The sequence below is a fragment of the Streptomyces hainanensis genome, from assembly GCF_004348415.1.
GTDB classification, from domain to species: domain Bacteria; phylum Actinomycetota; class Actinomycetes; order Streptomycetales; family Streptomycetaceae; genus Streptomyces; species Streptomyces hainanensis.
In genome coordinates this window covers 1-19,866 of sequence record NZ_SMKI01000086.1, presented here as the reverse complement: position 1 = coordinate 19,866, position 19,866 = coordinate 1, and the positions used below count along the sequence as shown (strand labels likewise).

Annotated in this window: 20 protein-coding genes and 1 riboswitch; of the genes, 6 read left to right on the top strand and 14 right to left on the bottom strand. The window is 72.6% G+C overall.

The annotated features are described in order from the left end of the window. Positions 1-64: 64 nt before the first annotated feature. A complete protein-coding gene (locus tag E1283_RS10755) occupies positions 65-2,500 on the bottom strand; it encodes a Tex family protein (protein ID WP_425086154.1) in 2,436 nt (811 codons plus the stop codon). A gap of 99 nt (positions 2,501-2,599) precedes the next feature. After that, positions 2,600-2,989 carry a winged helix-turn-helix transcriptional regulator gene (locus E1283_RS10750; protein ID WP_132817730.1) on the bottom strand — a complete coding sequence of 130 codons (390 nt, stop codon included), beginning with the start codon at positions 2,987-2,989 and terminating at the stop codon, positions 2,600-2,602. Positions 2,990-3,081: 92 nt separating this feature from the next. On the opposite strand from E1283_RS10750, the gene E1283_RS10745 reads away from it, so the two are divergent. After that, positions 3,082-3,942, top strand: a complete 861-nt coding sequence (locus tag E1283_RS10745; RefSeq protein ID WP_132817729.1) for an NAD(P)H-binding protein — start codon at positions 3,082-3,084, stop codon at positions 3,940-3,942. A gap of 237 nt (positions 3,943-4,179) precedes the next feature. Next, positions 4,180-4,602 (top strand): ATP-binding protein, encoded by a 423-nt coding sequence (locus tag E1283_RS10740; protein ID WP_132817728.1) that lies wholly within the window; start codon positions 4,180-4,182, stop codon positions 4,600-4,602. A 43-nt stretch (positions 4,603-4,645) separates the two neighbouring features. On the opposite strand, the gene E1283_RS10735 is transcribed toward E1283_RS10740, so the two are convergent. Together E1283_RS10735 and E1283_RS37185 are read right to left on the bottom strand one after the other, a co-directional pair. Then, on the bottom strand, positions 4,646-6,814 hold the full coding sequence (locus E1283_RS10735) for a bifunctional serine/threonine-protein kinase/ABC transporter substrate-binding protein (RefSeq protein WP_165956081.1): 2,169 nt from the start codon (positions 6,812-6,814) through the stop codon (positions 4,646-4,648). Beyond that, positions 6,811-7,608: a hypothetical protein gene (locus E1283_RS37185; protein ID WP_165956080.1), complete on the bottom strand. Its 798-nt coding sequence runs from the start codon at positions 7,606-7,608 to the stop codon at positions 6,811-6,813. Before E1283_RS37185 ends, E1283_RS10735 begins: the two co-directional genes overlap by 4 nt. Before the next feature lie 139 nt (positions 7,609-7,747). On the opposite strand from E1283_RS37185, the gene E1283_RS10730 reads away from it, so the two are divergent. Beyond that, a complete protein-coding gene (locus tag E1283_RS10730; RefSeq protein ID WP_132817726.1) occupies positions 7,748-8,830 on the top strand; it encodes an aminotransferase class V-fold PLP-dependent enzyme in 1,083 nt (360 codons plus the stop codon). On the opposite strand, the gene E1283_RS10725 is transcribed toward E1283_RS10730, so the two are convergent. Both E1283_RS10725 and E1283_RS10720 read right to left on the bottom strand, forming a co-directional pair. Then, complete coding sequence (locus E1283_RS10725) at positions 8,794-9,504, bottom strand: endonuclease V (RefSeq protein ID WP_243744747.1); 711 nt, start codon at positions 9,502-9,504, stop codon at positions 8,794-8,796. The two genes, E1283_RS10730 and E1283_RS10725, sit on opposite strands and share 37 nt — an antisense overlap. A 2-nt stretch (positions 9,505-9,506) precedes the next feature. Continuing rightward, a complete protein-coding gene (locus tag E1283_RS10720; RefSeq protein WP_132817725.1) occupies positions 9,507-10,958 on the bottom strand; it encodes a glycine hydroxymethyltransferase in 1,452 nt (483 codons plus the stop codon). Between the two features lie 25 nt (positions 10,959-10,983). Further along, positions 10,984-11,076, bottom strand: a riboswitch (ZMP/ZTP riboswitch). 128 nt (positions 11,077-11,204) lie between these two features. Between E1283_RS10720 and E1283_RS10715 the strand changes: the two genes are divergently transcribed. Continuing rightward, positions 11,205-11,417, top strand: a complete 213-nt coding sequence (locus tag E1283_RS10715) for a dodecin (RefSeq protein ID WP_132817724.1) — start codon at positions 11,205-11,207, stop codon at positions 11,415-11,417. Between the two features lie 73 nt (positions 11,418-11,490). Here the strand turns inward: E1283_RS10715 and E1283_RS10710 are convergent, their stop codons facing one another. The 6 genes from E1283_RS10710 to E1283_RS10685 all read right to left on the bottom strand — a co-directional run bounded on the left by E1283_RS10710 (position 11,491) and on the right by E1283_RS10685 (position 16,620). Then, the gene (locus tag E1283_RS10710) at positions 11,491-12,870 is read right to left on the bottom strand and encodes a cytochrome P450 (RefSeq protein WP_132817723.1); all 1,380 of its coding nucleotides are present in this window, start codon (positions 12,868-12,870) and stop codon (positions 11,491-11,493) included. Positions 12,871-12,872: 2 nt separating this feature from the next. Further along, a complete protein-coding gene (locus E1283_RS10705) occupies positions 12,873-13,469 on the bottom strand; it encodes a GTP-binding protein (RefSeq protein ID WP_132817722.1) in 597 nt (198 codons plus the stop codon). After that, positions 13,444-13,839, bottom strand: a complete 396-nt coding sequence (locus E1283_RS10700) for a DUF742 domain-containing protein (protein WP_132817721.1) — start codon at positions 13,837-13,839, stop codon at positions 13,444-13,446. Before E1283_RS10700 ends, E1283_RS10705 begins: the two co-directional genes overlap by 26 nt. After that, positions 13,836-14,237 carry a roadblock/LC7 domain-containing protein gene (locus E1283_RS10695; RefSeq protein WP_132817720.1) on the bottom strand — a complete coding sequence of 134 codons (402 nt, stop codon included), beginning with the start codon at positions 14,235-14,237 and terminating at the stop codon, positions 13,836-13,838. Before E1283_RS10695 ends, E1283_RS10700 begins: the two co-directional genes overlap by 4 nt. Beyond that, positions 14,234-15,352: an ATP-binding protein gene (locus E1283_RS10690; protein ID WP_132817719.1), complete on the bottom strand. Its 1,119-nt coding sequence runs from the start codon at positions 15,350-15,352 to the stop codon at positions 14,234-14,236. The genes E1283_RS10695 and E1283_RS10690 overlap by 4 nt, the downstream gene beginning before the upstream one ends. 371 nt (positions 15,353-15,723) lie before the next feature. Beyond that, the gene (locus E1283_RS10685) at positions 15,724-16,620 is read right to left on the bottom strand and encodes a carbohydrate kinase family protein (protein ID WP_132817718.1); all 897 of its coding nucleotides are present in this window, start codon (positions 16,618-16,620) and stop codon (positions 15,724-15,726) included. 193 nt (positions 16,621-16,813) lie between these two features. On the opposite strand from E1283_RS10685, the gene E1283_RS10680 reads away from it, so the two are divergent. Next, complete coding sequence (locus E1283_RS10680; RefSeq protein WP_132817717.1) at positions 16,814-17,740, top strand: alpha/beta fold hydrolase; 927 nt, start codon at positions 16,814-16,816, stop codon at positions 17,738-17,740. 4 nt (positions 17,741-17,744) lie between these two features. Here E1283_RS10680 and E1283_RS10675 read toward each other — a convergent pair whose 3' ends face one another. Both E1283_RS10675 and E1283_RS10670 read right to left on the bottom strand, forming a co-directional pair. Beyond that, a complete protein-coding gene (locus E1283_RS10675; RefSeq protein WP_132817716.1) occupies positions 17,745-18,668 on the bottom strand; it encodes a helix-turn-helix domain-containing protein in 924 nt (307 codons plus the stop codon). 119 nt (positions 18,669-18,787) lie between these two features. After that, complete coding sequence (locus E1283_RS10670; RefSeq protein ID WP_132817715.1) at positions 18,788-19,030, bottom strand: DUF397 domain-containing protein; 243 nt, start codon at positions 19,028-19,030, stop codon at positions 18,788-18,790. Positions 19,031-19,258: 228 nt separating this feature from the next. Here E1283_RS10670 and E1283_RS10665 point away from each other — a divergent pair. Next, on the top strand, positions 19,259-19,866 hold a 608-nt coding region (locus tag E1283_RS10665; RefSeq protein WP_132817714.1), incomplete at its 3' end, for an ATP-binding protein.

Here is a 19,866-nt window from a genome sequence, read left to right as displayed (position 1 = left end):
CTTCACAACGCGGCGGCCCGGACCGTTGCCGGTCCGGGCCGCCGTGCCGTGCTTCCTGGCTGATTCAGCGCTTGCCGCGCTCCGGCCGCGCCAGGCCGGCCCGGCGCAGCGCGTCGGCCATGGCGCTGTTCGCCGGCGGCGCCTCGCGGCGCTGGCCACCGCCACCGCCGTTGCCACCACCGCCACCGCCACCGCGCCGGTCCCGCTGCCGCGGGGCGCCGCCGCGTTCACCGCGTTCACCGCGCGGGCCCCGCTCCTCGCGGCCACGCCCGCCGCCGGCGCCCGGCTCCTCGTCGAGCCGCAGCGTCAGCGAGATCCGCTTGCGGGCCACGTCGATGTCGAGCACCTTCACCTTGACGATGTCGCCGGACTTCACGACCTCGCGCGGGTCGGAGACGAACTTCCGCGACATCGCCGAGACATGGACCAGGCCGTCCTGGTGGACGCCGACGTCGACGAAGGCGCCGAAGGCCGCCACGTTGGAGACCACGCCCTCCAGCACCATGCCCGCCTTCAGGTCGCCGATCTTCTCGACCCCCTCCTTGAAGCGGGCGGTGCGGAACGCCGGGCGCGGGTCACGGCCCGGCTTCTCCAGTTCCTTCAGGATGTCCGTGACGGTGGGCAGGCCGAAGGTGTCGTCCACGAACTCGGCCGGCCGCAGCGCCCTGAGCGTGGCCCCGTTGCCGATCAGGGCCCCCACGTCGCCGCCGGACGCCACGACCATGCGGCGGACCACCGGATACGCCTCGGGGTGCACGGCCGACACGTCCAGCGGGTCGTCACCGCCCCTGATCCGCAGGAAGCCGGCGCACTGCTCGAACGCCTTGGGCCCGAGCCTCGGCACCTGCTTCAGCGCGCCACGGTTGGTGAACGGCCCGTTCTGGTCGCGGTGGGTCACGATGTTCTCGGCCAGGTTGGTGCCGATGCCGGACACCCGGGCGAGCAGCGGAACGGAGGCGGTGTTGACGTCCACCCCGACGCCGTTCACACAGTCCTCGACGACCGCGTCCAGCGAGCGGGAGAGCTTCACCTCGGCCAGATCGTGCTGGTACTGGCCGACGCCGATCGACCGCGGGTCGATCTTCACCAGCTCGGCCAGCGGGTCCTGGAGGCGGCGGGCGATGGAGACGGCGCCGCGCAGCGACACGTCGAGCTCCGGCAGCTCCTGCGCCGCGTAGGCGGAGGCCGAGTAGACCGAGGCGCCGGCCTCGGAGACCACCATCCTGGTCAGCTTGGCCTCGGGCATCCGGGCGATCAGCTCGCCGGCCAGCTTGTCGGTCTCCCGGGACGCCGTGCCGTTGCCGATGGCGATCAGTTCGACCCCGTGCTCGCGGACGAGGGTGGCGAGCCGGCCGAGCGCCTCGTCCCAGCGGCGGGCCGGGGCGTGCGGGTAGATCGTGTCGGTGGCGGCCACCTTGCCCGTGGCGTCGACCACGGCGACCTTGACGCCGGTGCGCAGCCCCGGGTCGAGCCCCATGGTGGCCCGGGTGCCGGCGGGCGCGGCGAGCAGCAGGTCGCGCAGGTTGGCCGCGAAGACCGCCACCGCGTCGTCCTCGGCGGCGGTGCGCAGCCGGGTGCGGAGGTCGATGCCGAGGTGGACCAGGATCCGGGTGCGCCAGGCCCAGCGGACCGTCTCGGCCAGCCAGGTGTCGCCAGGGCGGCCCCGGTCGGCGACGCCGAAGCGGTGGGCGATGGCCCGCTCGAACGAGGAGGGCCCGGCCTCCCGGGCCCCGGCCGGGTCACCGCCCGACGCCTCGGGCTGCTCGGGCTCCAGGGTGAGGTCGAGGACCTCCTCCTTCTCGCCCCGGAACATGGCCAGCACCCGGTGCGACGGCAGCTCGGCGAACGGCTCGGCGAAGTCGAAGTAGTCGGCGAACTTGGCGCCCTCGGTCTCCTTGCCCGACCTGACGGCGGCCACGAGACGACCCCGCTGCCACATCCGCTCGCGCAGCTCGCCGAGCAGGTCGGCGTCCTCGCCGAACCGCTCGGTGAGGATGGCCCGGGCGCCGGCGAGCGCCGCGTCCGCGTCGGGGACGCCGCGTGCCTCGTCGACGAAGGCGGCGGCCGCGGCCGCCGGCAGCACGCCCGGGTCCGAGAGCAGACCGTCGGCCAGCGGCTCGAGGCCGGCCTCGCGGGCGATCTGGGCCTTGGTGCGGCGCTTGGGCTTGTAGGGCAGGTAGATGTCCTCCAGGCGGGCCTTGGTCTCGGCACCGCGGATCGAGGCCTCCAGCGCCGCGTCCAGCTTGCCCTGGGCCCGCACCGAGTCGAGCACGGCCTCACGCCGCTCCTCCAGCTCGCGCAGGTAGCGCAGCCGCTCGTCGAGGGTGCGCAGCTGGGTGTCGTCGAGCGCGCCGGTGACCTCCTTGCGGTACCGGGCGACGAACGGCACCGTCGCGCCGCCGTCGAGCAGTCCCACGGCCGCCTGGACCTGCCCCTCCGCTACGCCGAGCTCCTCGGCGATCCTGGTTTCGATGGACCGTCCTGCGACGGACTGTGTCACGATCTCGCTCCGCATTTCCCGCGCTTTCCCGGCTTCGCGACGCGCACTCCACGCCGCGCAGAGCATTGTGACAGGCGGCACCGACATCCGGGCGTTCCGCTAGGGACTCGGCTCGGCGTTCCGCGTGTCGTACCGCTCCCGCGCCTCCACCACCCGTGGCAGCCGGCGCTCCACGAGCCTGGTGAGCTCCCAGACCTGGGCGGCGAACTCGCGACCCAGCGGGGTGAGCGAGTAGTCCACGTGCGGCGGGATGACCGGGCGCGCCTCGCGCAGCACCAGACCGTCCCGCTCCAGGGTCTGGAGCGTCTGGGCGAGCATCTTCTCGCTGATGCCGCCGACGGCGCGGCGCAGCGCGCTGAAGCGCATCCGCTCGGCGTCGAGCAGCACCGCGAGCAGCAGCACGCCCCAGCGGCTCGTGACGTGGTCGAGCAGCACCCTGGACGGACAGTTCGCCAGGTTCACATCGGCGGGCAACACACTTACCTGCATACCAGTACCTTACTTCAAAGTGGGTACTTTCCCTTGGTTAGTGTGCAGCTTAGGCTCGCGATGACCGACAGAACAAGACCGAGGAGACATGCATGTACGTGGTCACCGGAGCCACCGGCCACCTGGGCACACTCGCCGTCGGGGCGCTGCTCGACAAGGTCCCCGCCGAGCAGGTGGCCGTCGTGGTGCGGAACGAGGCGAAGGCCGCCGACCTGGCCGCCCGGGGGGTGAGCGTCCGGGTCGCCGACTACGACAGCCCCGAGGCCCTGGCGGGCGCCTTCCGCGCCGGCGAGCGGGTGCTGTTCGTCTCGGGCAGCGACGCGGGGCGGCGGATACCCCAGCACACCGCCGTGGTGGCGGCGGCCGAGGCGGCCGGCGTGGGGCTGCTCGCCTACACCGGCGTGCTGGGCGGCCCGAAGGCCGACTTCCGGCTCGCCGACGACCACAAGGCCACGGAGGAGGCCATCCTCGCCTCCGGGCTGCCGTACAGCTTCCTGCGCAACGGCTGGTACCACGAGAACTACACCCAGAACCTGGCCCCGGTGCTGGAGCACGGGGTGGTGCTCGGCAGCGCGGGCGAGGGCCGGATCGCCTCCGCCTCGCGGGCGGACTACGCGGCCGCCGCGGTCGCCGTGCTCACCGGCGAGGGCCACGAGGGCACCGCCTACGAGCTGAGCGGCGACACGGCCTGGAGCCTGGCCGAGTACGCGGCCGAGCTCTCCCGGCAGACCGGCCGGGAGATCCGGTACGCGTCCGTCACCGCCGAGGAGCACCTGGCCGTGCTGACCGGCGCCGGGGTGCCCGAGCCGTTCGCGGCGATCCTCGTCGACGTGGACACGGCCGGCATCGCCCGCGGGCTGCTCGCCGGCACCTCGGGTGACCTGGCGCGGCTGGTCGGCCGGCCGACCACCCCGCTCGCCGACGCCGTCGCGGCGGCGCTGAACCCGTCCTGACCTGCGAGGGGAGGCGCCCGAGCGGCGCCTCCCCCACGTTTTTCGGCCATACCCGAGCGCGGGAGCGCTCCCGCCGGAGACCAATCTGAGCCGGTGTCAACTCCACCACTCGTTCGAGTGATATGAACTCCACACGTGTAGCTGAATTCCTTGCGGACTGCCGGGAGTTAGGGGCAGGGTGCGAGAAGTAACACAGCGCACCCATTCCCTGACAACGCGTGGAGCACCGGAGGGATCATGACTCTCACCAGCCCGGACGCCGAGGTCCAACGTCTCTCGTACAGCTGGCTGCTGACGGCCAGGCGTGAGGATCTGGCGCACTTCCGGCGGCTCGCCTCGCTCGCGATGCGGGAATGGGAACAGCCTCCCCGGGTCGCCGAGGTCGTGTTGCACGCGGTCACCGAGCTGTTGTCGAACGTGGCCCGGCACGTCGGCGACCGCCGCTGCACCCTGGAGCTCGCCCTGCTCGGCAACGCCGTCCAGGTCTCCGTCAGCGACCGCTCGGCCGAGTTGCCGAAGATCACCCTGCCGGACTGGACGGCCGAGGAGGGCCGGGGGCTCTGGCTGCTCCGGGAGATGGCCGACGGCCTCGGCTACGCGCTCACGGAGGAGGGCAAGCAGGTCTGGGTACGGGTCGGCACCGACGCCGGCGGGGCCTGACCGCACGCGGCACGGCCCGGGTGCCCCGGCACCCGGGCCACGCTCACTCCGCCGCCGGGTCGAGGGCGCGGCGGAACCGCACGCCGTTCGCGTCCGCCTTGTAGAGGTAGCCGAGCGGCCCCTCGCCCGCGTAGCCGCCCCCGGCGTCGAAGGCCAGGTCCCGGCCGAGACCGTGGTACTCCGCGTCACGCAGCCGGGTCAGCAGCGTCCCCTTGGTCACGCCCGACGGCTCGCGGGCCAGCGCCCGCATCGCGTCGACCAGCATCCGGGTGGCGTCGTAGGCCTCGACGGCGTAGGGCTCGACGGTGCCGCCGAACCTCCCCCGGTGCACGGTGGCGAACCCGCTGGCGTCCGGGTCACCTATCGGATCGGTGTACGGGGTGACGAAGTACCAGCCGGCCGCCGCCTCCCCCGCGAGCTCGAAGAAGGCGGCCCCCAGCGCCTCCTGGGTGGCCACCACCGACCCCTGGTAGCCCGCCTCGGCCAGCGCGCCGGCGAGCCGCCCCGCGCCGTCCGCCAGGCCGCCGTACACCACGGCGTCCACCCCGGCCGCCGTGAACTCCTCGGCGACCTCGGCGAAGTCCCGGGTGCCGGCGGGCAGCACCCTGGGGGTGAGCTCCACCGTCGCCCGGTCCACGGCGTCGCTGACCGCCCGGGTGACCAGCCAGCTGTGCTCGTCCGCCGTGCGGTCGTCGATCAGGCCGACCCGGCTGGCGCCCAACTCCTGCGCGAGCACCAGCGGGATCGCGCCCGCCGCCGTCGCCGTGTCGGGCCGCCCGAGGAGCAGCGTGTCCTCGGCGGCGCGCGGCGCGAAGTTCCCCGCGGACAGGACGAACAGCGGCATGCCGGCCGCCCCGTACGCCTCGGCCGCGACCCGCGCGACCGCGTCCCCGGTGGGGCCTATGACGGCCATCACCGCCGGGTCGGCGATCAGCGACCGCGCCACCTCGGCCGCCCGCTCGGCGTCGCCGCCGTCGTCCACCTCGCGCAGGCTCAGCGAGAACCCGAGGTCGCCCAGCGAGTTCAGCTCCTCGACGGCCATGGTGACGCCGCGCCGCTGGCCCTTGCCGTACTTGGCGTGCGGGCCGCTCAGGTCGGCGTGCAGCCCGACGGCGTACTGGCCACGGCCCTCGGCGGGGGCCGCTCCGCCGGAGCGCGGCAGCAGCAGCCTGGTGGTGAGCGCCCCGCCGAGCAGCAGCGCGCCGGCGCCACCGAGCGCCGTCAGCACCCGGCGCCGCGACGACATCGGCGCGGGCACCGGCTCGGGTGGCGGCTGCTGGGTCTGCCGCGGCCGCCGGGCGGGCGGCGGCGGTTCGGGATCGAGCCACTCGGACAGCTCGGGCCCCGGCGCGGGCAGCCGGGCGTGGAAGCGCTGGTTGACGTCCGCCGCGACCGCCGAGGGCAGCCAGCCGGCGGCGCGGCCGGCACCCGCGGTGTCGCCGGCGTCCGCGAGCTCGGCGTGCAGGTCGGCGGCGGTGGGCCGCAGCACCGGGTCCTTGGCGAGGCACGCCTCGATCACCTCGAGCAGGCTGCGGGGCACGTCCGCCAGGTCAGCCGGCTCGTGTACCACCCGGTGCAGCAGCTCACGGCCGGTGCCGGTGCCGAAGGGGTGGCGGCCGGTCGCCACATGGGCCAGCACACAGCCGAGCGAGAAGACGTCCGTGCCGGGACCGGGCGGCACGGCTCCGCCCCCGGCCTGCTCGGGCGACTGGTAGCCGGGGGTGCCGCCGACGGTGCCGGTGCCGCCGAAGCCGGTGAGCCGGGGTCCGTCGGGCACCAGTTGCACGTGCCCGGGACGCACGTCGAGGTGGGCGAGGCCGGCCTGGTGCACGGCCGCCAGCACCTCCGCGAGCATGGCCCCGATGGTCCGCACCGGGCCGCGCGGCAGCGGGCCGTGTGCCGCGACCGTCTCGGCGAGCGTGGGCCCCGGGACGTAGGGGAAGGCGGCCCACATGGTGCCGCCCGCGGTGTCGGCGGCGAGCACGCCGACCAGGCAGCGGGCCGACACGTGCCGGGCGGCGGCCACGTCGCGCTCGAACCTGGCGCGGAACTCGGGGTCCCTCGCGTGCTCACGGCGGATCACCTTGAGCGCGGCCGGTGCGCCGCCGAGCGACCTGGCGAGGTAGACGACGCCGGTGCGGCCGTCGGCGATCCGCCGCAGCAGCCGGTAGCCGCCGATCCGCCGGGGGTCCGACAGTTCGAGATCCCTCACCGCAGCTCGCTCTCCGCTCGCGACAGCATCAGTTCGAGGCCCTCGTTGAGCAGTGCCCCGACGTCCTCCTCGTCGTAGCCCCGGGTGCCCTTGACGGCGAGCGCCACCGTGACCGGGCCGAGCCTGGCCACCCCCCACAGGTAGGGGTGGGGGCCGCCGGGCCCCTGGCCGTGGTACTCGCCGCCCTCGTGGATCATGTCGTCGGCCGCCAGCTGGCCACGGACCCCGTACGGGGCGCCCTCGGAGCGCAGCCCGGTGATCCGTTCGCCCTCTCTGAGGGTCTGCTCGGGGCAGCGCAGTCCCTCCTCCAGGGTGGCCGCCATCCGCTCGTCGGCCACGGTGGTGCTGCGGTGCACGGTGACCGAGGACATCACGCGTAACGGCTCGTCCCGAGCGTCCGGCGCCGGGTGTTCGCTGTAGCGCGAGAGGCTGGCGAGCACCTCGTCGGGCAGCGCCTCGCGGCGCCAGACGCAGCCCTCGTCGAGCACCGCCCAGGTGGTGGGCTCCGACTCGAAGGGGTCCTGGGGCACGAACCCGTCGCCGAGGTCGGCGGGGCCCGCGGCGACGGCCCCGGCGAGGTCGAGGGCGGCCGCCGGGTCGGCCGGCGGGGCGACGACCCGGGGCGAGGCCCCGTCCGACGCCTCGGCCGGCGGCGCGGAGCCGCCGGTGGCGCTCCGGTCGCCGCCGCCACCGTCGTCCGCCGGCCCGTCGCCCGCGTCCGCGGTGGTGCAGCCGAAGAGCAGCACCACCGTGGACACCGCCAGCGCGGCGCGCACCTGCCTCAGGTACCGCACCGTGACCTCCCGAGTCCGCTGAGTGGGGGATCACCCTAGCGTCCCGGCCCGACAACCGGCAGTGCCGGCCGACCGGATCACCGCCGACCAGGCCGAAACGGGATGGCGGCCGGCCGGCGGGCTCAGCAGACTTCGGGGCATGGAACTCCTGCCGCGCGGCGAGTACGCGCCGTCCCTGTCGTATCTGAACACCGCGAGCCACGGTCTCCTGCCGGCCCGGGCGGCCGCCCGGCTGCGGGCGGCGCTCGCCGAGACGCAGGAGGGCCGGCTCGATCCGAGGGCCAACGCGGCGGCCCTGGAGGCGGTGCGCGCCGGCTATGCGGAACTGGCCGAGATCTCACCCGAACGAGTGGCGCTCGGTTCCGGCGTCGCGGTCCATGCCGCGCTGATCGCCGCCGCGTTGCCGCCGGGCTCCGAAGTGCTCTGTCCCGAGGACGAGTACACCTCGCTGGTGACGCCGTTCGCGCGGCGGCCAGGGATCAGGCTGCGCGAGGTGCCGCTGGCCGAGCTGGCCGGGGCGGTGGACGGTGCCACGGCGCTGGTGGCGTTCTCCGCCGTGCAGTCGTTGGACGGCCGCACGGCCGACCTGCCGGCGGTCCGGGCCGCCGCCCGGCGGTACGGCGCGCGGACGCTGCTGGACACCAGCCAGGCACTCGGCTGGCTGCCGATGTCCGCCGGGGACTTCGACTTCACGGTGTGCGCCGGCTACAAGTGGCTGCTCTGCCCGCGCGGCACCTCGTTCCTGACCGTGCCGGAGGACGGTGGCGGGCTCGTCCCGCTGCACGCGGGCCTCACGGCCGCCGACGCCTCCCGGAGCGGCCCCTACGGCCCGGTGGCCGAACTGGCGCCGGGCGCGCGGCGGTTCGACGAGAGCCCCGCGCTGCTGCCGTACCTCGCGGCGGTCGAGTCGCTCGGCCTGGTGGCGGAGTTGGGCCGGCCGGCGATCCGGGCGCACGACATGGCGCTGGCGGACCGGTTCCGGGCCGGTCTCGCGCGTCTCGGGCTGGCGGCGGTGCCGGGCGACTCCCCCATCGTGTCGGTGCCGGGTGCCGCCGGGGCCGAGGCCCGGCTGGCGGCGGCCGGGGTGCGCGTGGCAGCGCGTGGCGGCGGGCTGCGCGCCGCCTTCCACGTCTACAACACCGAGGCGGACGTGGACCGGGCGCTCGACGCGCTGGGGGACGCGCGTCAGCCGTCGGACGGGCTGGCGTCCCGCAGCGCCTGACGGCAGAGCCGGTCGGCGAGCCTGGTGGTCTCCGGGAGCCGGTAGCCGCGGGTCAGCGCCAGGGTGTGGGCGCAGGCGTCGGCGAGGGTGGTGCGGTGGCCGGGTGAGACGAAGACCGGCTTGACGCCGTCCCTGGTGCGCAGGGCCCGGCCGACCTCCTCGTCGCCGTCGAGCAGCGGGGCCCAGTCGCCGCGCCGCGGGCCGGGCGGGGGGTGCCGGAAGGTGAAGGGGTTCTTGGCGACGCCGATGGCGGGCAGCCCGGTGAGCACGCCGAGATGGCTGGCGAGCCCGAACCGGCGGGGGTGGGCCAGGCCGTAGCCGTCGCAGACCACCAGGTCGGGGGTGGTGGTCAGCCGGCCGAGGGCGGCGAGCACCGCCGGCAGTTCGCGGAAGGCGAGCAGCCCGGGCACGTAGGGGAAGGCCACCCGGTCCACCGCCGTGGCGTGCCCGACCTCGGCCAGGGTGGCCGCGTCGAGCGCCACGGCGGCGGCCGCGACGGTGTCGCGCGCGTCGTCGTAGGCGACGTCCACGCCGACCACCACGGTGCCCGGGGCGCCGGGCGCGGGGCCTGAGCCGTCCAGGAGGGTGTGCGGTCGCAACCGTTCCTGGACGGCCCTGGCCTCGGCCTCGGTCGCCGGGGTGGTGTGCGGGTGGAGGAGCCGGATGCCGGGCACGCTCAGCTCAGGTCGATCCCGGGGTAGAGCGGGTGCTTGGCGAGCAGGTCGGCCGCGCGCTTGGAGACCTGGTCGGCCACGCCCTCCTCCAGCCGGTAGGTGGCCTTGGACGCCTTGCCGTTCTTGGCGGTGCCCGGGGTGGTGCGGGAGAGCACGGTGTCGATCAGTTCGGCGACCTCGTCCATGCCGGCGGTGTCGAGACCGCGGGTGGTCAGCGCGGGGGTGCCGACCCGGATGCCGGAGGTGTACCAGGCGCCGTTGGGGTCGCGGGGCACCGCGTTCCGGTTGGTGACGATGCCGGCGTCGAGCAGCGCGCCCTCGGCCTGTCGGCCGGTGAGGCCGTAGCCGGAGACGTCGATCAGCGCGAGGTGGTTGTCGGTGCCGCCGGTGACCAGGCGGGCCCCGCGGCGCAGCAGGCCCTCGGCGAGGGCGCGGGCGTTGTCGACGACGCGCTGGGCGTAGCCCTGGAAGGCGGGCTGCCGGGCCTCGGCCAGGGCCACGGCCTTGGCGGCCATCACGTGCGGGAGCGGGCCGCCGAGCACCATGGGGCAGCCGCGGTCGACCTGGTCGGCGAGCGAGTCGTCGCAGAGCACCATGCCGCCGCGGGGGCCGCGCAGCGACTTGTGGGTGGTGGTGGTGACGATCTGCGCGTGCGGCACGGGGTCGAGGTCGCCGGTGAGGACCTTGCCGGCGACCAGGCCGGCGAAGTGGGCCATGTCGACCATCAGCGTGGCGCCGACCTCGTCGGCGATCTCGCGCATGATCCGGAAGTTGATCAGGCGCGGGTAGGCGGAGTAGCCGGCGATCAGGATCAGCGGCCGGAACTCGCGGGCGGCGGCGCGCACGGCGTCGTAGTCGACCAGGCCGGTCTCGGGGTCGGTGCCGTAACTGCGCTGCTCGAACATCTTGCCGGAGATGTTCGGCCGGAAGCCGTGGGTGAGGTGGCCGCCGGCGTCCAGGGACATGCCGAGCATCCGCTGGTTGCCGAGCTCGCGGCGCAGGGTGGCCCAGTCCTCCTCGCTGAGGTCGTTGACCTGGCGGGCGCCGGCCCGCTCCAGGGCCGGGCTCTCGACCCGCTGGGCGAGGACGGCCCAGAAGGCGACGAGGTTGGCGTCGATGCCGGAGTGCGGCTGGACGTAGGCGTGTTGGGCGCCGAAGAGCTCGCGGGCGTGCTCGGCGGCGATGGACTCCACGGTGTCGACGTTGCGGCAGCCGGCGTAGAAGCGGCGGCCGACGGTGCCCTCGGCGTACTTGTCGCTCAGCCAGTTCCCCATGGCGAGCAGCACGGCGGGGGAGGCGTAGTTCTCACTGGCGATCAGCTTGAGGGACGCGCGCTGGTCCTCGATCTCGGCGCCGATCGCGTCGGCGATCCGCGGCTCGACGGAGCGGACCACGTCGAGACCGCTGCGGAAGGCGGTGGAGACGGTGGGGTCGGCTGCGGGCTCGTGGGTCATGGTGGGCCTCCTTGACAGCATGAGTCGCGATGGCCCAGGCGCACGGCTCCACATCGCACAGCTCGGGCCGCTTCCCGATGGTTGCCCCCATCCCGACGCGCCAGTCACGGCCCGCGTGTGAGGGTAGCACCGCTGGTCGCGGCCGTGTCGCGGGTGTCCGCGCGGTGGGGCACGGTGGAGGTGGGGCGGGGTCCGGTGCCCCGCGTCGCCCTTCGTCTTCTTCTTCGTCCTGGCATGGAGGCCGGCATGAGCGAGCACATCTACCGGGTGACCGAGATCGTCGGTTCCTCGCCGGAGAGCGTGGACGCGGCGGTGCGCAACGGGATCGCCCGGGCGGCCAAGACGCTGCGCAACCTCGACTGGTTCGAGGTCACGCAGATCCGGGGCCACGTCGAGGACGGGGTGGTCGGCCACTACCAGGTGGGCCTGAAGGTGGGCTTCCGGCTGGAGGACGCGTAGCGCCGGCGGAAACGCCGCCGCCCCCGGCCGACGGGTGTCGGCCGGGGGCGGCGGAGTGGGTCTCGGTGACGCGTCAGCGCCAGCGGGCCAGGAAGGAGCTCCACCAGCCGCCCTTGGCGGGGGTGGACGGGGTGGCGTCGACCGGCTGGGCCGCGGCGGTGGGCCTGGCCGGGTCGGGCGTCCGGCTCCGCAGCTGGACGGGGGTGAAGCTGGCGGGGAGTTCGACGAGCCCGCGCTGGAACGGGCTGGGCCGCCAGTTCAGGTTCTCGACGGGCACCGCGAGCTCGATGTCGGGCAGCAGATTGAGCAGCTTCTCCATCGCCCCGACGGCCATCAGGGTGGCGGGGTCCTTCGCCGGGCAGGCGTGCGGTCCCGCCGACCAGGCGAGGTGGGCACGCTTGCTCAGCATCTGCCGGGAGGCCGAGAGGGCGGGGTCGGTGTTCGCCGCGGCGAAGCTCACCACGACGGGGTCGCCGGCGGACAGCTTCATGCCGAAGAACTCGATGTCGCGTGTGGGGTAGTGGATACCGAGGTTGGGGGCCGGTGGGTTGTTCCACAGGACCTCGTCCACCGCGTCCTCGACCAGCAGCGCGCCACCGTACTGCCCGCCGTAGAACCGCTCGTCGGAGAGGACGAGCATCAGGCCTGTGCCGATGAGGTTGCGGACGGGGTCGGCGCCGGCGCCCGTCATCGTGAACAGCTGGTTGACCATCTCCTCGTCGGAGAGCGCCGAGGGATGCTGGAGCATCCACGAGGGGACGTCCTCCCCCGGCTGGGCCCGCTTGTACGCGACCAACTCGGCCAGGCTCTCGCCGATCAGCTTGCTCGCGGCATCGGCGTCCTCACCGGCCCACAACCCCGCCCAGCCTTCGGCCAGCCGGTCACCGAGGTGGGCCGGGCAGCCGAAGATGTCGTTGACCACCAGGAGCGAGACCAGCTTGGCGTACTCCTCGATCAGGTCGACCGTGCCACGGGTGCTGAACTGCTCGATCAGGTAGGCCGAGATCCGCTCCACCTGCCGGCTGAGCCGGTGCGTGTCCACCTTGGCCAAGCTGTCGCTGATCGCCTGGCGCAGTCGCAGGTGCTCGGCGCCGTCCGCGAACAAGGCGTTGGGCCGGTGGACCATCATGGGAAGCGCCGGGCTGTCCAGCGGTATGCGCCCCTCGTTGAGATCCCGCCAGCGCCGGGCGTCCTTGGAGAACAGGTCGGGCGACTGGAGCACCTGGAGGGCGGCCGAGTATTCAGTGACCAGGGTGACCGGCACTCCGGGCGCGACCTCGACAGGAGCGGCCGGGCCGTACTGGCGCAGATATTCGTAGAATCGCTGCGGGTCGGCCGAGAACTCGGGCCCGTGTAGCGGCACTCGCTCAAGGTGGGTCGGCGCGCTGCCGTTCTGGGACTGGTGCGCGGGGCACCCAGGCGGCGGGGTCGGGGAGCCTGAGGGGAATTCCATTCTTACTCCTGTCGGGTGCGGCTCTGCAGATAGCGGACGAGAGCCACGAGTGCCTGGGCCGACGACTTCTCGTCGCGGGCGTCGCAGGTGACAACCGGGGTTTCGGGGAGCAGGTCGAGCGCCTCCCTGAGCTCCGCCTCGGAGCGTGACGGGGAGCCGTCGAAGTAGTTGACGGCGATGGCGTACGAGATGCCGTACTTCTCGACCAGGTCCATGACGGCGAAGGAGTCCTTGAGCCGCTCCGGATCCACCAGGATCAGCGCGCCGAGGGCACCCCGGGTCATGTCCTCCCAGACCTGAACGAAGCGCTGCTGTCCCGGCGTTCCGAACAGGTAGAGCACAAGTCGGTCACTGAGGGTCAGCCGACCGAAGTCCATGGCCACGGTGGTCGTCGTCTTGCCGCGCACTCCCTTCAGGTCGTCGATCTCCGCGCCGGCCTGCGTCATCGTTTCCTCGGTGCGCAGCGGCGGAATCTCCGAGAGTGTGCCGATAAAAGTCGTCTTGCCGACCGCGAAGTGGCCCACCACAAGGATCTTCGCCGCGATCTGGACCTTGTCGGCCAGATGCACGCCGTCAGCCGAACCGAGCCTGGAGTCCATCCAGCACCTCCTGAAGAACCTTGATATCGGCGAGTTGGGCTGGCGGGATCGGGGCCCTGGTAAGGATGTAACCCTGTTCGGCCAGGTCGACCAGGAGCACCTTGACGATGCCGATGGGCAGGCCCAGATGCCCGGCGATCTCGGCGACCGAGAGGTAACCGCCGTCGCACAGGTCGACCACGCCGCGCATTTCGGGGTCGAGTTGCCCCCATCGCTGCTCGGAGTCGGCTGACGCCGTCACCAACGTGACCAGATCAAAACGGTTTCCGTCGGAAAAGCCGCGCCCGTTGATAATGACGTACGGTCGCACTAATTCGCCGGATTCCAGCGTTTCGATGTCGTCACGGTCCGGTTCCTGGGGTGTGGTCATGCCTGAATACCGGAGTTCTCACGAGGCGGGGTCGTCAGTACCTTGCCGAGCTGCCCGACGAGTTGTTGCATGCGGAAGGTGATGTCTGCCATGTCCACGGTCTGCGCGGCGGAGACGGCGAGGTAGGCGCCCTCGCCGGCGGAGATGAGGAACACCCAGCCGCCGTCGAACTCCACCACGGTCTGCCGCCAGTGCATCCGCGCGTCGCCGCCGAAACCGGCGACGGTGCGGCTGAGCGACTGCATGCCGCTCATGGCGGCGGCGATGGTGTCGGCCTCGTCCTTGTCGACGTCGTTGGAGCGGGCCATCAGCAGACCGTCGGCCGAGACGAGGATGGCGTGGCGTGCTCCCGGGACCTCCAGGGCGCTCTCAAGCATCCACGACAGTTCGGTGTTCACTGAACCTCAAATCCTTCCCTGCTCGGATCGGTCTTGCGACCTGACTGCGTGCCCCGTTGAAAAGCGCCCATGATCGACGCGGTCTCCTCGCTCGTCCGCCCGGCGGCGGACTCGGACTCGGTCCTCGACTGCGGCACGATCGCCATCTGCCCGCGCCGCCTGCGCTTGGGCAGGCCGCCGGCGGTGGTCGTCGGGGCCGGCCGCTCCTCGGCGGCGGCGGTCCTCTCGGGCACGGCGGGAGTCTCGGGTTCGGGCATGCTGGTGAGCAGCTCCTGAGGGAGAAGGACCACCGCCCGCACGCCGCCGTACGGGGAAGCCGAGTCGACTGAGACGGTGAATCCGTAGCGGGCGGCGAGCACACCGATGACCGCGAAGCCGAACTGGGGCGGGTTGCCTAGCTCGGTGACGCCCACGGGGTGATCGCCCGACAGCAGCCTGGCGGCCCGGCTCTTCTCCTCCTCGTTCATGCCGACGCCGGCGTCGTCGATGATCACGCAGACGCCCTTGGGGACGGTGCGGATGTTGATGTCGATCGCCGTCTCGGGAGCCGAGTAGCTGGTCGCGTTGTCCAGCAGCTCGGCGAGCACCAGCGCCACGGGCTCGACGGCCCGGGGCGCGACGGCGAAGCTGGTCTGCGAACGGATCTCGACACGGGTGTAGTGCCGGACACGCCCCTTCGCGCTGCGCGCCACGTCGTAGAGCGAGGCGACCGCGCGCTGGCGGCCGAGCCAGCCGTCGCAGAGCACGGCTACGGACTGTGCCCGTCGACCGAACTGCGAGTTCATGTGGTCGATGTCGAGCAGGTCCTGGAGGATCTGCTGGTCGCCGTACTTCTCCTGCACCTTCGAAATCGCCAACTGTTGCTCGTTGGCGAGTCCCTGCAGGGTACGCATGGCGGATTTCAGCGCCGTCTTGGTGGCGTCCTCCGCACGGATTCTGGCGTCTTCGACAGATTCCGAAAGGGTGCTTTCGAGTTCCGCGTGCCGGGCTGCCAGCTCCGCGTTCTCCTTACGGAGCCTCGCCGCCGACTTACGGCCTCGGTAAATCACGGCTGCAGCAAGGGGAGTGCCAGCAATCAGACCCCAGAGCGCCGGATCCTGCATGTATTGCGTCATGAGATTCTCTTTAAGCTAGACCGCCAGGTACGAAGACAAGAGGGTGCCCTGATGTCGAATCCGACGTCCCCCGAGGTGGATTCACCCCGCCAACCGGCCTGGCACCGCGACGAGGCCCTCTCAGCCCACGGGTCGGCTCACTATGCCCGGATGTCGGCATAACGCTCCTCGGGGTGACCCTCTTGTGGCTTGGCTGATTTCCGATGGCCGTTGTCTTACGCGCCCTCAGCTCGCTTGGCAAGCGCGGCGATCGTATCATCTGAGCGACTGTCGGGTTCGGGCACCGCGAGAAGCAGACGAGTCCTGACGGGACCTCAACGCCGCTGGCGTTTCCTAATTGTTAACCCCATCTCATCTCCCCCACAGGGGAGTCACAACGCCGCCAGTTCTTCCCACGTGGGCGGGTCGGCGCCGATCCGGGTGCAGGTGATGGCGGCGGCCGTCGCGCAGCGCCGCAACACGGCCGACAGCTCGTCAGGCGCGGCCGGCGGGGCGCCGCTTTCGGCGATCGAGTCGAGGAGCGCCGCCTGGAAGGTGTCCCCCGCGCCGACCGTGTCCACCACCGTGACGGCCGGCGCCGCCACGCCGACCTCGTGCGCGGCCGTGACCGCGAGCGCTCCGCGTTCACCCAGGGTGACCACGACGAGCCGCGGGCCGGCTGCCAACAGGGTGCGGGCGGCGTCCGCGGGACCGCTGCCGGGGAAGAGGAACGCCAGGTCCTCGTCGCTGGCCTTGAGCACGTCCACCGCGCCGGCCAGCCGCAGGCCCGCCTCCCGGTAGGCGTCCCGGTCGGGCTGCACGGCCGGCCGCACGTTGAGGTCGGCCGCCACCGTGGTGCCGGCGGCCCGGCGCGCCCGGCACAGTTCGAGCACCCGGGAGGCGCCGGGCTCGATCACCACGGCCAGGGAGCCGGTGTGCAGCACCGCCGTGTCCTCGGGCACCGGCAGTTCGCGCGGATCCCAGGAGGCGAGGAAGTCGTAGCTGGCCGAGCCGTCCGTGCCGAGGTAGGCGAGCGCCACCATGGTGCGGTCGGTGTCGGCCGGCACCCGGGTCACCGCCACCCCCGTCTCGACCAGGTGCGCCCGCACCAGCTCGCCCGGCGGGTCGTCGCCCCAGGTGGTGAGCAGCGTGGTGGGCCGTCCCAGCCGGCGCAGGCCGACCGCCACGTTGGCCGGGCTGCCGCCCGGCGCCGCGTGCACATCCCGGGCACCGGTCTTCCACAAGAGATCGACGAGGGCCTCCCCCACGACCGTCACCCGGGCTGTCACTTGGCCTCACCTCGTTGTTCGGGTACAACACGCCGACCGCCACATCCTGGACGGCCGAACGCCCCAGGGCAAGATCCGGTTTCCCGGCGCGCCAGCTCGGCCGGCCGCCGACGGGACGACGTCGCGGAGCTGCCACGCGGCCCCGCACGGTTCATACTGGCCGAGGTCCTGCCCCGCGGACGAGGAGGGTGCCATGGATGTCGGAGTCACCACGGCGACGGACGGGCTGCCCGTCACCACCTACACCTGGCTGCCGCCGGATGGTGAACGCCCGCGCGGGTGGGTGCAGTTGGTGCACGGCGCCGCCGAACACGCCGTGCGTTACGACCGGTTCGCGCGCCTCCTGACCGGGCACGGCTACGCCGTGGTCGCCTCGGACAACCGTGGCCACGGGGCGACGGCCGAGCGGACCGGCGGGCTCGGCGTGGCGGGCGACTCCGGCTGGCGGGCGGTGGTGGCCGACCTGCGGGCCGTCGGCGACGCCGCCAGGCTCCGGGTTCCGGACGTCCCGTTGGTGCTGTTCGGGCACAGCATGGGTTCCCAACTCGCCCGCGACTTCGCCCAGGAGCACGGTGACACGCTCGCCGGCCTCGTCCTCTGCGGGACCTTCCGCTCGCTGCCCGGCTGCGACCCGGAGGGCGCGACCGACCGGCTGCGGGCCGAGATCGACCGGGGCGGCCGGGCCGCGCCGTCGTCCTTCGTGCCCGATCTCTTCGCGTCCTTCAACGATCCCTATCCGCACCGCACCGGCTTCGAGTGGCTCTCCCGCGACCCGGCCGAGGTCGACGCCTATGTCGCGGACGAGCGCTGCGGCTTCGCGTTCAGCGCGGGGCTGGCGCTCGACTGGGTGCTCGGGGTCCGCAAGACCAACGACCCCGCCCATCAGGCGCGGATCCCCCGCGACCTGCCCGTGCACGTGGTGGTCGGCGAACTCGACCCGTGCCACTCGGGGTTGACGCTGGTCCACGAGCTGCTCGAGGACTTCAGGTACACGGGCACCCGGGAGTTGAGCTGGCGTGCCTACCCGGGGGCGCGGCACGAGATCCTCAACGAGACCAACCGCGACCAGGTCGGCGCCGGCCTGGTCGCGTGGCTCGACGCGCGGTTCGGCACCGGGTGACCGCTCAGAGGTTGGTCTTCAGCCCGTCGAGGAAGCGCAGTCCGTCGAGGAAGTCGCCCGTCTTGCCGTGGGGTTCGGCGGTGGCGCACAGGTTGTCCATGACGGCGAGGTAGTCCTCGACGTCCTCGCGCTTGTCGAGGTAGAGCGCGCTGTTGAGCTGCTCCAGGTAGACGATGTCCGGCAGGTCCGGCTCCTGGAACCGCAGCACGGTGATCGGACCGCCGGCCGCCGAGAGGCCACCGATCCGGAACGGCGCGATCTGCAGGGTGACGTTGGGCAGTTCGGCCATCTCACGCAGCTGCCGGATCTGGGCGCGCATCGCCTCGGCCCCGCCGAGCGGCCGACGCAGCGCGGCCTCGTCGATCACGGCCCAAAGCCGCGGCGCGTGCGGCTTGTGGAGCAGCTTCTGCCGCTCCATCCGCAGCTCGACGCGGCGTTCGATCATCCGCTCGGAGGCCCGCGGGTTGCCGAGGCGGATGCAGGCGCGGGCGTAGTCCGCGGTCTGCAGCAGGCCGGGGATGAACTGCACCTCGTAGGTGCGGATGACGGACGCCGCCTCCTCGAGACCGATCAGGGTCTCGAACCAGCTGGGCACCACGTCGTTGTACTTCTGCCACCAGCCGGGGTTGCTCGCCTGCCGGGCCAGCGCGAGGAACTGCCCGCGCCGCTCCTCGTCCAACACGCCGTAGAGGGTGAGCAGGTCGGCGATGTCCCGCTCCTTGGCGCCGACCCGACCGAGCTCCAGCCGGCTGATCTTGGCGTGCGAACCACGGATGGCGTCGCCGGCCGCCTCGCGGGTGATCCCGCAGCCCTCACGAAGTCGACGCAGGTGGGTGCCGAGCACGATGCGCAGCACGGTGGGCCCGCCGCGCGGGTGAGCGAGTATGTCCCTCACCGACGAGGCTGTGCTTGGCTGAGCTGACGACATGTCTGTGTCCCCTGAGTGTTGAATCCGCGCCCAAGTGTTGCACTGTTCGATCGCTGCGTACAGTCGCCGCCGCGCAACTCGGGGCGATTCATGGGGTATCGGCCGAGTCGAGTGCCAGGTCAGTCGATGCGGACGAGATCGTCGAAGTCGCCGTCCTTCGCGCCCTGGAGGAACGCGGTCATCTCGGCGTGCGTGTAGATCAACGCGGGGCCCTGCGGGTCGCGGGAGTTGCGCACCGCGACGTCGCCGCCGGGCAGGCCGGCCATCTCGACGCAGTTGCCGTTGGGGTTGCTTCGTCCGCTCTTCCGCCAGGCCGCGCCGTTGAGCGAGCCGGCCGGAACTCCGTTGACGAACTGCGGCATGAGGACTCCTACGTTCTTCTTGCGGCACTCGCGTGCGTGCCGTCCGGTGGTCCACGTGGACAGCTTCTGACCGAATACTGCCCCAAGTCCGAGTGTTCTTGCATCTGTTCTTGCATCTGTTCTTGCATCGGTTCTTTCGGATGTACTTGCAGGGATACGCTCGGTTCAGTGAGGATGGACCCTGCGGAGCCACTGCCCAGGGTGAAGTCGGATCGTCCGGAGGTCGTCATGACAGCTCTCCCGTTCGCCGCCATGGCGCCTTACCGCGCGCCGAAGGCCCGGACAGGAGCGGCCGACACGGCCGGATTCGCCACCTTCCCGCTGGCGAACTCGTCCGATTCGCCCAAGTCCGCACGGGACAGCACGCGTTCGGCGCTCAACGGCTGGGGCCTCGGGGCGCTCCTCGACGACGCCCTGGTGATCGTCTCCGAGTTGGTCACCAACGCCGTGCGCTACGGCCGCCCGATCGCGGCCGACCATCGCCCGCTGGCGCCCGCCACCCCAGAGCAACCGTTCCTTCTCAGCCTGGTGCACTGCGACGGCGCCGTGCTCTGCGCCGTCTTCGATCCGGGCCACGAGGTGCCGCGGGTCAAGCAGCCGGACTACTTCCAGGAGTCCGGCCGCGGGCTGCACGTCCTGGAGTCGCTGGCGCGGAGCTGGGGCTGGACCACCCCGGACCGCCACGGCAAGGCCGTGTGGGCCCTGCTGACCTGTCCCGAGCGGTACGTCGACGCCGAGGACGATCCCGAGTGGGAGCCCCTGACCCGGCTCCTGCTGCTGCTCGAACTGCTCAGCGGCCCCTCCTGGCTCCGCGCCCTCGGCTCGCCCCCCACCAC